This window comes from Mycobacterium sp. 155, from assembly GCF_000373905.1.
Taxonomy (GTDB): Bacteria; Actinomycetota; Actinomycetes; order Mycobacteriales; family Mycobacteriaceae; genus Mycobacterium.
In genome coordinates this window covers 4,404,883-4,417,199 of the sequence record NZ_KB892705.1, presented here as the reverse complement: position 1 = coordinate 4,417,199, position 12,317 = coordinate 4,404,883, and the positions used below count along the sequence as shown (strand labels likewise).

Below are 12,317 nucleotides of genomic sequence, written 5' to 3'. Positions count from 1 at the left end.
GTCCAGTGCGACGTGGCTCGGCGCCCGCGCAGAATGCCCGCGGCGGCCAGCAGCACCGAACCCGAGACACCTGGGCCAACAGGTGGGACTACAGCTTCTTGAGCTTGCGAACCGCTCGACCGAAGAGAACCGTCGACAGCATCCCCTTGCGTAGGCTGCGCTGCAGCGGGCCGACGTTGACCACCACGAGGTGACGAACGCCCGAGTCGCGCCACTCCGCTGCGCGGTCGACGATTTCATCCGGGGTGCCGCACAGGTACATCTCACGCAACAGTGACAGCGGTACGGACTTGATGTAGGACTGGGCAGTCTCCTCGTCCCAGTCCTGCGGCAGGATGTCCTGCGCACCGGTGAACCCGACGCCCAACGGATGCTGCGCTCCATGCCGCGCGAAGAAATGATCCGAGGCGAGCAGCGCACCGGCTTTAGTGACCTCCGAATCGAGCGCCTCATCGACGTCGGCTCGGTTGCGCCCTGCCACGACCATGACCCACAGCGCCGGGGTGATCGACATCGGGTCGCGCCCGGCATCGGATGCCGCGGTTCGGATCACTTCAAGGCGCTCCGCATATTCCTTCGGGGTGTGCGGGAACGCCGGGAAGTATCCGTCGGCGTACCGTCCGACCGCCCGCAGCATGCGCGGGCCGTGGGCGGCGATCCAGATCGGCGGCCACTTTCCGCGATACGCCGGCAGGGCGAAGAGCGCGTTGCGCAATGGAAAGTATGGCGAATCCCGGTTCACCAGTTCACCTTTGGAATCCCATAAGGCCCGAATGGTGGCCATGGCCTCCTCGAAGCGCGCCACCGGCTTCGACCACTCCACGCCGTAGGGCTCGTTGCCCTCACGTTCACCGGTACCGATGCCCAGGATGAACCGGCCCCTCGTGAGCAAGTTCATCGTCGCCGCGGCCTGCGCGGTGACCGCTGGGTTGCGGCGACCGGTGTCGGTCACCGAGACACCCAGCGTCAGCCGGGCCACCCGGTTGCGGGCCGCGATGTTGCCGAGCATGGTCCACGGCTCCAGATAGGCATCCGCCGAAGGCAAGACCGCTGCGCCCGCAGAAAACTTCGGCTGCCACAACGTTCTGGGAAACAACGCGTTGAGGTGATCAGGTGCCCAGAAGGAGTCGGCGCCACAGGCGACGGCGCTCAGGTAACTCGCCCGGGTGAACGAATCCACCGTCGGGCGGGACGCAATCACCGGGTCCATGATGCCGATTCGCATCGCCATAGTGTCAAACGACCGGAGCAGGTTCCCTAGAGTAAGCGCCTACCCCAACAACGGATAACAAGCCCGCACCCGGTCGATCCACCATTGCCGACGGTCCGGGGATGTAGCGAGCGCGGCGAGCCGATCCGGATCCGGCACCACCGGCCCGACAGGCAGGAATCCGTCGACCGGAACCGTAGGCGCAACGACGTCCTCGACGAACAGCCCACCGGTGCCCAGCCCGCAGGCATGGTGCAACTTGGGCAGCGCTGCGGCCGCCAAGAGCCCCCGGCCGATACCGACCGCGGAATCCAGCGCACTGGACACCACGATCGGGATGTCGATCTGCGCAGCGATGTCGAGCATCCGCGACACCCCACCCAGCGGTGCCACCTTCAGCACGGCCACGTCGGCGGCCCCGGCCCGCACCACGCGCAGCGGATCCTCCGCCTTGCGGATCGACTCGTCGGCAGCGATCGGCACGTCGATCATCCTGCGGAGCGACGCCAGCTCTTCGACTGTGGCACAAGGCTGTTCGAGGTACTCGAGGCTACCGTCGGCGGTTAGCGCGGCCGCGGCGTCGACCGCCTCGGGCACGGTCCAACCCGCGTTGGCGTCGACCCGCACGGTCGGCACGCGTTCCCGCACGGCGTTGACCCGCGCGACGTCGTCGGCCAGGGACTGCCCGGCCTCGGCCACCTTGACCTTCGCGGTCCGCGCACCGGGAAACCGGTCGAGCAACTCGGGTACCCGGGCCGCGTCGACCGCCGGAACGGTCGCGTTGATCGGCACCCGGTCCCGCAGCATCGGCGGGGGCCGGCCGGTAGGCGGCCTCGATGCCCGAGGCCAGCCAGGCCACGGCCTCGGGCGGCTGGTATTCGACGAACGCGCCGAACTCACCCCAGCCGGCAGGCCCGTCGATCAGCGCGAGCTCCCGAACGGTGATGCCACGAAACCGGACCCGCATGGGCAGGGCGACCACATGCAGGCGCTCGAGCAGATCATCAAGTGATGGCACGCCTCACATGCTGCCTCACACGGTGGTGCGGTCGCGCCCCTCCCAGTGCGGCTTGCGCAGATCCTTCTTCATGATCTTGCCGGTGGGGTTGCGCGGCAGTGCCTCCATGAAATCGACGGTCTTGGGACACTTGTAAGCGGCCAGCCGCTCGCGCGCCCACGCGATCAGATCGGCTTCGGAGGCTTCACCCTCGACGGCGACCACGGCTTTCACCGCCTCCCCCCACTTTTCGTCGGGCACGCCGAACACCGCGACCTCGATGACCGCGGGATGCTCGGCCAGCACCCGCTCGACCTCGATCGAGTAGATGTTCTCCCCGCCGGAGATGATCATGTCCTTGAGCCGGTCCTCGACGAACACGAAGCCGTCGGGATCGACACGGCCGATGTCGCCGGTACGGAACCAGCCGTCGGGAGTGATCGCCTCGGCGGTGGCCTCCGGCTTGTTGTGATAGCCCTTCATCAACTGCGGTGTGCGGAACCATAATTCGCCCTGGAGGCCAGATGGGACGTCTTCGAGCGTGTTGGGGTCGACGACCCTCAGCTCACCTTCGGGAACGAGGGTGCCCGCGCTGACCATGCGCTCCTCATCGCCCGAGCGGTGGTCCTCGGGCATCAGCCGGGTGATCGCTCCACACACCTCGGTCAACCCGTACACCTGGATGAAATCGGTCTCGGGCCAGGCCTGCAGCGCCTGACGCAGCAACGGCAGCGGCATCGGCGACGCGCCGTAGGCATAGGTTTTCAAGCCGCCGAACAGTTTCACCGCGTCCGGTCCGGATTCGAGCACCTTGGCCAACACCGCGGGCACCAGGAAGGTCCGGTTGGCACCGGCGAGGATGCCACCGGCCAAGGCGACAGCGTCGACATCGCGCGTCATATAGCTCGGGACGCCGTGGTGCAGGCCGTACTGCAGGTACGACGTCCCACCGACGTGGAACAGCGGCATCGCCACGAGGTTCTTGTCATTCGGCTCGGCAACCCAGCTGTCGAACGCGTTGACGGTGTGGGCGATGACGTTGGCCTGGGTGAGCGCAACACCTTTGGGCCGACCCGTGGTGCCCGAGGAGTACATGATGATGCAGACATCGTCGCTCTGAACATCCGGCGCACGGCCCTGCGGCGTCGCTGCGGCGAGCATCGCCTCGTACTCGTCGTCACCGTCCGGTTTGACCTCGATGAGCTCTGCAACGCCCGGCAGTGCGTCGCGGATGGCCTCGACACCGGGCCGCAGCTCGGCCCCGACGAACAACAGCTTGGCCCCGGAATCGTTGAGCACATAGTTTATTTCGTCGGCGGAGAGCCGGAAGTTGATGATGGCGGTGGCCGCGCCCAGCGCCGCGGCGGCCAGCACCACCTCCGCACAGGCCGGGTGGTTCTTGTCCAGGAACGCGACGACATCACCACGTTTGATGCCCCGTGCGCTCAGAGCACCGGTGGCCCGGCAGATGCGGCCATACCACTGCGACCATGTCCACGTCCGACTGAGATAGGTGATGGCCTCCTCGTCGGGTTTGGCCGCCGCCCAGTGCGCCACCCGCTCATCGAGAAACTTCGGTGTCGGCAAATCAGACATGAGCTGAGCGTGCCATGGCCCGCCGACCGTCAACCGGCTTTCGGGTAAACCCGGCGACCGGCCAGGTAGGTGGCCCGTACCTCCAGGTCGGCGATGGCTTCGGCCGGTACGGTCAGCGGGTTGGCCGACACCACCACCAGATCGGCATACTTGCCGACCTCCAACGAGCCGATCACGTTGTCGGCGAACAATTGCCACGCCGCATCGATGGTCTGCGCCCGGATCCCCTGCTCGACGGTCAGCCTCTCCTCGGGGCCGAGCACCCGGCCACTGGGAGCGGTCCGGGTGGCCGCGACGCTGATGTTGCGCAGTGGCTCCTCCGGCGTCACCGGCGGATCGTTGTGCAGCGAGATCCGCATGCCGGTGGCAACGGCCGAACCGCACGGCATCCACGTGTCGCCGTGCTCCGGTCCGAACAGTCCGTCGACGATCACGTCACCCCAGTAGTGCAGCTGGTCGACAAAGAGGCTGGCGGTCACGCCCAGATCGTGGGCGCGCTGCAGCTGTGCGGGGGTGATGGCGCCGACATGTTCGAGCCGCAGCCGGTGGTCGTCGCGCGGGTGTGCCCGCAGGGCGTCTTCGTACACATCGAGGATGGTGTCCACGCCCTTGTCTCCGTGCACATGGCAGGACATCTGCCAGCCCCGCGGATAGAAGGTGCCGACGATCTCGGCGAGCTGATCTTTGGTGTAGTTGGCATGCCCGCAGGATCCGGGCACCACGCCGATGATCCGAGTGGCGTCGGTGTCCAGATACGGGAAGGTGAGGTCGATGTTGCCGATCCACGGTGAACCATCCACCCAGATCTTGATCCCGATCTGACGCACCAGGTCGTCCCCGTCGAACGGGCTTGCGTCCGTGTGCAATTCGGCGGTCGACATCTCGTAGGTGCGCAGCCGGACGGTCAGCCGATCGTGCATGTCGGCCAGCAGCGGCCGGAACATCGGGTCGAACGCCATCTCCGAGCAGGTCGTCAGTCCGGCCCGGTTGAGCCGGGCGCATTCTGCCAGCAGCATCGCCGGATAGTCCTGCGGGTGGATGGCGCCGGTCAGCAGCGGGAACACCGCGGCGGATTCCTCAGCGGTGCCGTCCAAATCGCCTGCGGCGTCGCGACCGTACTTCGCCCCTTTGGGATCTGGGGTGTCCCGAGTCAGGCCGGCGGTTCTCGCCGCCGCGGTGTTGAAATACGCCTTGTGTCCGGAGTTGTGCATGATGACCAGCGGGGTGTCGGCCACATCATCGAGCCAGGCCAGGTTCGGTTCGGGTAAGCCTTTCTGCAGCAGCGCATCCCAACCGTTGAGGTAGGCGCCGTCGGCGCCTCTCCTGGCGACCTCGGCGTGGATGGCAGCCACCACATCGTCGGCGTTGCGCAGGGTGACCGGACGGATGTCGACCATCCGGTCCGACAGCGCCACCGCTTCCATCAGCGGATGACCATGTGCCTCAACGAATCCGGGCAACACACAGCCGTCGACCTCATGGACATCGGTGTCGGCGCCGACCCAGGGTTGCACGTCGGCACGGGTACCGACCGCAACGATCCGCCCATCGCTGACCGCAAGAGCTTCGGCGGTCGGTCGGGTGGTGTCGACGGTCAGGATGTTCCCGAAGATGACAAGGTCGGCGGACTGTGTCGGGCTGGCCATGGCCTGGATGCTAAGCGGTCGGAAAAACTTTCGAGAGCTTTTCTCCGACCGTGTCGATTCCGCGGGTTGCCGTTCGACGGATGTGCGAGGGCACGACAAACGGGCTCCTGCCCTACTCCAGAAGGAGACACCACAATGTCGCGCTACATGCCGATCATGCGGTCCACCCCCGAGGCCGAGGCCGCGGTGGGATTCGGCTGGCCGACAGCTCCGAGCGTTCCCGACGACTTCTAGCCACCGGATGGCACGATGGTTCCCATGGTGCATGCGGTGATGTTCGACTACTCCGGAACGCTGTTTCGGCTCGAGGAGGACGAAAGCTGGTTCGCAGGCATGGCCGTCGACGAGCAGGAGGTCGACGGCCACGTGCAGGCCGAATTGATGCGTCGCCTCACTGCGCCCACCGGACGCTCCGTGGAGATGTCCGACGAGCAGTACCAGGCCTGGATGAATCGCGACCTTGCCCCACATCTGCACCGCGAGGCCTATCTGCATGTGCTGCGCGAATCGGGGCTGGCCGACCATCACGCCGAGTCGCTCTACAACCGGATGATCGACACAGCCAGCTGGAGAGCCTACCCCGATACCGTAGCGGTACTGAAAGGCCTTAAGTCACAAGGTATTCGGACAGCGGTCGTGTCCAACATCCCGTTCGACGTGCGCCCGGCGTTCGCGGCCGTCGACGCGGACGCCTATGTCGACGAATACGTGCTGTCCTTCGAAGTGGGCGCGGTCAAGCCGAATGCGGTGATCTTCGCCACTGCCCTCGAAAGGCTGGGAGTGGCGGCATCCGACGCTCTGATGGTCGGCGACAGCGAGGAGGCCGACGGTGGCGCGCGGACCCTGGGTTGTGGGTTCGCGCTGGTGGACCCGTTGCCGACCGCCGACCGACCCGATGGGCTGCGGTCGGCACTGAAAGCGCACGGCATCTCGGTCTAACCTCGAAACCATGCCTGTCGAGCGAATCCGGCCACCGTGGTGGCTCAAGTACGTCAACAAAGTGATGATCGGCTTGAACAAGCTCGGCGTCGGCAGCGACCACGGCCCGGTGGTCCTGACCGTGGTAGGACGCAAGACCGGTAAGCCGCGCACAACGCCGGTAACCCCGATGACGGTCGACGGTCGGCGTTACGTCGTCGCCGGCCTGCCCGGCGGCGATTGGGCCGCCAATGCGCGGGCCGCCGGTGAGGCGACCGTGCACCAGGGCCGTCGCGCCCAGCGCGTCCGGATGATCGAAATCCCGGCCGACGAGGCGCGGCCATTACTACGCGAGTTTCCGGTCCTCGTGCCCACCGGCGTCGGCTTCATGAAGAACGCCGGACTCGTCACCGGACCGAATCCGGACGAATTCGAAGCACTAGCCGGTCGCTGCGCGGTATTTCGGCTCGACCCGCTCTAGAACGTGCGTCAGAGGTGCGGCGCCTCCTTGATCTTGCTGTCCTGCTTGCCGGCCGTCTGACAGAACGTCTGCACCGACACCCGGGTCCCGGTGATCTCCAGCTGGGCTGCGTCGGTGCCCTTCTCGTCCTTGAGCATCTTCGCCACGGCATCGTCCTGGGTCTTCTCGTCGTGGCTGAGGAAGTCCTTGCAGCTCGTGTCACCGCCGGTCACCGCCGGTGAGCACCCGGCCAACATCGCAGCACCGGCGATCAGACCCGAGACCAACATGCCTGCCGAACGTTTCATCGTCGCCCTTTCTGTCGGCGCGCAAGACACGCACACAGCGACTTCCATACCCCTGGACAGGCTCGGTGAAACACCGCTCTACAGTCGAGCGGGTGAGCTCAGAGCCCAACGCAGCCAGCCCGTTCGATCCCGCGGCGTGGGAATCGGTCGCCGGTTTCGGCGATCTGACCGACATCACCTACCACCGCCACGTGGCCGACGGCGCCAAGCAGCCGACGGTCCGCGTCGCATTCGACCGGCCCGAGGTACGCAACGCATTCCGCCCGCACACCGTCGACGAGCTCTACCGCGTGCTCGACCACGCCCGAATGTCCTCGGATGTCGGCGTGATCCTGCTGACCGGCAACGGTCCGTCGCCCAAAGACGGTGGCTGGGCGTTCTGTTCGGGCGGTGACCAGCGTATCCGGGGTCGCACCGGTTACCAGTACGCGTCGGGAGAAACTTCCGAGACGGTGGATCCGGCCCGCGCCGGACGGCTGCACATCCTGGAGGTGCAGCGCCTGATCCGGTTCATGCCGAAGGTGGTGATCTGTCTGGTCAACGGCTGGGCCGCCGGCGGTGGGCACAGCCTGCACGTCACCTGCGACCTGACCCTGGCCAGCCGCGAGCATGCCCGGTTCAAGCAGACCGACGCCGATGTGGGCAGCTTCGACGGCGGGTTCGGCAGTGCCTATCTGGCGCGGCAGACCGGGCAGAAGTTCGCCCGCGAGATCTTCTTTTTGGGCCGCAGCTACGACGCCGAGACCATGTACCAGATGGGCGCGGTGAATGAGGTTGTCGACCACGCCGACCTGGAACGCGTCGGGCTGCAATGGGCCGCCGAGATCAACGGCAAGTCACCGCAGGCCATCAGGATGCTCAAGTTCGGCTTCAACCTGATCGACGACGGGTTGGTCGGCCAGCAGGTATTCGCCGGGGAGGCAACACGTTTGGCCTACATGACCGACGAGGCCGTCGAGGGTCGCGACGCCTTCCTGGAGAAGCGCGCCCCGGACTGGAGCGGTTTCCCGCGCTACTTCTGACGCCGGTCGCCCACCGCCCGCTGTTCGGTCACCCCGCGGGGTGCCAGCCATTCATCGCGATCTCCATCTGACTTTCGTCGAGTGGGTCGACGGTGAGTCGCTTCTGCCCGTCCTGATGACGCATGCCATCGAGCAGCAGGGCGACGTAACGGCGCCATAGTTCGGGCTCGACCCGGCCCGCCCATTCGCTGACCGTGCCGGCCAGCAGGCCCAGAATCGGCATGTCGGTGTGTTCGATATCGGGCCGCAAGTAGCCGTCACAGCGGGCCCGCTCGACGAGTTTCGAGATCACCGGAATGAGCCGCAAGCGCGAGCTTTCGACACCACCCCCGCCGTACGCCGTGCTGTAGACCATTTCGCGGAGTCCTCGATCGGTCGCGGTCAGTTCGCAGAGTTGCCCCACGAACCACACGAACCCCTCCCACGAATCCTCGTTCTGCAGAGCGGATTCCGCGAGGGCAACGACCCTGTCGATACCGTCCTCGAACACCGCATCGAGCAGTTCTTCCTTCGTGGCGAATCGCCGGTACACCGTGCCCACTCCGACATTGGCGTGATGCGCGACGTCATTGAGCGTCGCCTCGAGGCCCTTTTCGGCAAACAGCTCCCGCGCCGCCGCAAGCACGCGTTGCCGGTTTCGCTCAGCGTCTTTGCGTAGTGCTCGACGGGGCTGTACTGCGATCATCGGGTGATTCTAGTGACACCGCAACCGGATTGACCATATCCAGTTATTCGCTTAGATTCTCTAGCCAGGCTCGTTGTCGCCATTGGTGCGCGACAGCATTTCGGGGAAGGGCTTCCACCATGACTGCAGTTCGGCGTGCCCGGTGATCTCGGTACTCAAACGCGGCTGGCTGCCTGCCCTCATGGTGGTGGCGATTGCCGTCGGTGTCCTCACCGTCTCGCAGTTGCGATCGGTGTTCGGTTCCGACGGAGCGGTGGTGACACCGGTCGGGTCGGACACCGCGGCCAAGTTCAACCCGAAGGTTGTCGTCTACGAGGTCTTCGGCACGGGAACCACCGCAACCGTCAACTACACCGACCTCAACGGATTGCCGCAGCGGACCGAAACCAGCGTGCCCTGGTCCTTGCGACTCGAAACAACCATCCCGTCCGTGCAGCCGAACCTGCTGGTACAGGGCGACGGTCAATCGATCGGCTGCCGGGTCACCGTCGATGACGTCGTAAAGGACGAAAGGACGGCCCAGGGTGTGAATGCCGCGACGTACTGCTTGGTGAAGGCCGCATGACACTGCACACCGACGAGACCCCCACCGACGCCGTTCCACCGGCCCCGCACGTCAGACGCCCCCGGCTGCCATGGTTCCTCCGTACCTTCTCGATCCCGATCGTGCTGGGCTGGCTCGTTATCGTCGCGCTGCTCAATACCGTTGTGCCGCAACTGGAAATCGTCGGCAAAATGCGCGCGGTATCGATGAGTCCCAACGATGCGCCGGCGTTGATCGCGACGAAACACGTCGGCAAAGTGTTCCAGGAGTACGACACCAGCAGCTCGGTGATGATCGTGCTCGAGGGCCAGGACAAGCTGGGCGCGGACGCACACGCGTTCTACGACGAGATGGTCCGCAAACTGCGCGCCGATCCCAAACACATTCAACATGTCCAGGACTTCTGGGGCGATACGCTGACTGCGGCCGGCGCCCAAAGCATTGACGGCAAAGCCTCTTACGTCCAGGTCTACATCGCCGGTGACCAGGGCGAAGCGCTTGCCAACGAGTCGGTGGATGCCGTCCGCACCATCGTCAAAGAGACCCAGGCGCCACCCGGGGTCAAGGCGTACGTGACGGGGCCTGCCGCAACCACGACGGATCAGAATGCCGTCGGCGACGCGAGCATGAAGACGATCGAAATGCTCACCTTCGCGGTCATCACCGTGATGTTGCTCATGGTCTACCGATCCGTCGTCACAGTGCTCATCACGCTATTCATGGTGGTAATCGGATTGTCTTCGGCCCGCGGCGTCGTCGCATTCCTGGGCTATCACAACGTGTTCGGGCTCACCACGTTCGCCACCAACATGGTGGTGACGCTGGCCATCGCCGCGGCCACCGACTACGCCATCTTCCTGATCGGCCGATACCAGGAGGCGCGCAGAAATGGCGAGGACAAGGAGTCGGCCTACTACGACATGTTCCACGGCACGGCGCACGTGGTGCTGGCATCGGGTATGACGATTGCCGGGGCGACACTGTGCCTGCACTTCACCAGGCTGCCGTACTTCCAGACCATGGGCATCCCGCTGTCGGTCGGGATGACGATCGTCGTCGCCGCGGCACTCACCCTCGGGCCCGCGCTCATCTCCCTGGTCACCCGGTTCGGCAAGGTGCTCGATCCCAAACGCATGGACCGGGCGCGCGGATGGCGCCGCATCGGCACCGCCACTGTCCGTTGGCCCGGCGCGGTTCTGGTGACGGCGGTCATCGCGGCACTGGTGGGCCTGCTGACACTGCCCGGCTACCACACCACCTACAACGACCGCATCTTCCTGCCCGCCGATGTGCCGGCGAATGTCGGGTACGCCGCAGCCAACCGGCACTTCTCCGAAGCCAAGATGAACCCGGAACTGGTGATGGTGGAAGCCGACCACGATCTGCGCAACCCGGCCGACTTCCTGGTCATCGACAAGATCGCCAAGGCGATGGTGCGGGTGCACGGCATCGCCCAGGTGCAGACCATCACCCGGCCCGACGGCAAGCCGATCGAGCATGCCTCGGTGCCCTACGCCATGAGCCAGAGCGGTACGGGCACGCTCATGAACAACGACTACCAGCAGACGGTGCTGGACAACACGTTGAAACAGGCCAACGACATGCAGACGACCATCGACTCGCAGGAGAGGCTGTACCAGACCACGCTGCAGCTGGCCGAGGTCACTCGCAGGATGGCCGACAAGATGGCCAAGACTTCGATGGATATCAACCAGGTGCGCGACCATCTGGCCGACTTCGACGACTTCTTCCGCCCGATGCGCAACTACCTCTACTGGGAGCCGCACTGCTTCGACATCCCGGTGTGCTGGTCGCTGCGGTCGATCTTCGAAAGCCTCGACGGCATCGGCACCATGTCCGATGACTTCCAGGACATCGTCCCGGACCTCAACCGGATGGCCGAACTGACACCGCAGATGGCGGCCTCCATGCCCCCGATGATCCAGGTGATGAAGAACCAGAAGCAGTACCTGCTCAACCAGTATCAGGCGCAGAAGGCGCAGCAGGATCAAAACATCGCCCAGCAGAACAATCAGACGGCGATGGGACAGGCGTTCGACGCATCCCGTAACGATGACAACTTCTACCTGCCGCCGGAGGCCTTCCAGACGGAAGACTTCAAGCGGGGCATCAAGCTGTTCCTGTCGCCCGACGGACATGCGGTGCGGTTCACCGTCTTTCATCAGGGTGATCCGCTGACCGAGGAAGGCACCTCGCATATCGATCCGCTGCGCACCGCGGCAGCAGACGCCATCAAGGGCACCCCACTGGAGGGCTCGACGGTCTACATCGGTGGCAGCGCAGCCATGTACAAGGACATGCAGCAGGGCGCCGATTACGACTTGCTCATCGCAGCGGTCGCTTCGTTGATCCTGATCTTCCTGATCATGGTGGTGCTGACTCGTGCGGTGGCGGCCGCGGCCGTGATCGTCGGGACCGTGGTCCTGAGCCTCGGCGCGTCGTTCGGTCTTTCGGTCCTGCTCTGGCAGCACGTCGTCGGGATACCGCTGCACTGGATGGTGCTGCCGATGTCCGTGATCGTTCTGCTGGCCGTCGGTGCGGACTACAACCTGCTGCTGGTTTCCCGGATGAGAGAAGAGATCCACGCCGGGGTGCGCACCGGCATCATCCGCGCGATGGCCGGCACCGGATCCGTCGTCACCGCCGCAGGTCTGGTGTTCGCGTTCACGATGATGTCGATGTCGGTCAGCTCTCTGATCGTGATCGGACAGGTGGGTACCACCATCGGCCTGGGGCTGCTGTTCGACACCCTGGTGGTGCGATCGCTCATGACGCCGTCGCTGGCAGCGTTGCTCGGACGCTGGTTCTGGTGGCCGCAACACGTGCGCGCGCGCCCGGTGCCGCAACCGTGGCCGACATCGATCCATCGCGATCCCGCGCAAACGCCGGCCTGACGAAGTTCACCCGGTA

Annotated in this window: 10 protein-coding genes and 1 pseudogene; 5 read left to right on the top strand and 6 right to left on the bottom strand. The window is 65.3% G+C overall.

The annotated features are described in order from the left end of the window. Window positions 1-88: 88 nt before the first annotated feature. The 4 genes and pseudogenes from B133_RS0121120 to B133_RS0121105 form a co-directional block, all read right to left on the bottom strand. Window positions 89-1,231, bottom strand: a complete 1,143-nt coding sequence (locus tag B133_RS0121120; RefSeq protein ID WP_018603897.1) for an LLM class flavin-dependent oxidoreductase — start codon at window positions 1,229-1,231, stop codon at window positions 89-91. 39 nt (window positions 1,232-1,270) lie between these two features. After that, window positions 1,271-2,177: pseudogene (locus B133_RS23085) on the bottom strand (o-succinylbenzoate synthase). A 66-nt stretch (window positions 2,178-2,243) separates the two neighbouring features. Next, complete coding sequence (locus tag B133_RS0121110; protein ID WP_018603895.1) at window positions 2,244-3,803, bottom strand: AMP-binding protein; 1,560 nt, start codon at window positions 3,801-3,803, stop codon at window positions 2,244-2,246. A gap of 29 nt (window positions 3,804-3,832) precedes the next feature. Continuing rightward, window positions 3,833-5,449 carry an amidohydrolase gene (locus B133_RS0121105; RefSeq protein ID WP_018603894.1) on the bottom strand — a complete coding sequence of 539 codons (1,617 nt, stop codon included), beginning with the start codon at window positions 5,447-5,449 and terminating at the stop codon, window positions 3,833-3,835. 249 nt (window positions 5,450-5,698) lie between these two features. Here B133_RS0121105 and B133_RS0121095 point away from each other — a divergent pair, with 249 nt between their 5' ends. Next, entirely contained in the window at window positions 5,699-6,388 is a 690-nt protein-coding gene (locus B133_RS0121095; protein WP_018603892.1) for an HAD family hydrolase, read from the top strand. Between the two features lie 10 nt (window positions 6,389-6,398). Next, on the top strand, window positions 6,399-6,848 hold the full coding sequence (locus tag B133_RS0121090; RefSeq protein ID WP_018603891.1) for a nitroreductase family deazaflavin-dependent oxidoreductase: 450 nt from the start codon (window positions 6,399-6,401) through the stop codon (window positions 6,846-6,848). 8 nt (window positions 6,849-6,856) lie between these two features. On the opposite strand, the gene B133_RS0121085 is transcribed toward B133_RS0121090, so the two are convergent. Next, window positions 6,857-7,135, bottom strand: coding sequence for a hypothetical protein (locus B133_RS0121085; RefSeq protein ID WP_026256716.1), 279 nt, complete (start codon window positions 7,133-7,135; stop codon window positions 6,857-6,859). Between the two features lie 92 nt (window positions 7,136-7,227). Between B133_RS0121085 and B133_RS0121080 the strand changes: the two genes are divergently transcribed. Further along, window positions 7,228-8,157 carry a 1,4-dihydroxy-2-naphthoyl-CoA synthase gene (locus B133_RS0121080; RefSeq protein ID WP_018603889.1) on the top strand — a complete coding sequence of 310 codons (930 nt, stop codon included), beginning with the start codon at window positions 7,228-7,230 and terminating at the stop codon, window positions 8,155-8,157. Window positions 8,158-8,185: 28 nt separating this feature from the next. On the opposite strand, the gene B133_RS0121075 is transcribed toward B133_RS0121080, so the two are convergent. Next, on the bottom strand, window positions 8,186-8,842 hold the full coding sequence (locus tag B133_RS0121075; protein ID WP_026256715.1) for a TetR/AcrR family transcriptional regulator: 657 nt from the start codon (window positions 8,840-8,842) through the stop codon (window positions 8,186-8,188). Window positions 8,843-8,984: 142 nt separating this feature from the next. On the opposite strand from B133_RS0121075, the gene B133_RS0121070 reads away from it, so the two are divergent. Further along, window positions 8,985-9,407 (top strand): MmpS family transport accessory protein, encoded by a 423-nt coding sequence (locus B133_RS0121070; protein WP_026256714.1) that lies wholly within the window; start codon window positions 8,985-8,987, stop codon window positions 9,405-9,407. Continuing rightward, window positions 9,404-12,301, top strand: a complete 2,898-nt coding sequence (locus B133_RS0121065) for an RND family transporter (RefSeq protein WP_018603886.1) — start codon at window positions 9,404-9,406, stop codon at window positions 12,299-12,301. Before B133_RS0121070 ends, B133_RS0121065 begins: the two co-directional genes overlap by 4 nt. Window positions 12,302-12,317: the final 16 nt, after the last annotated feature.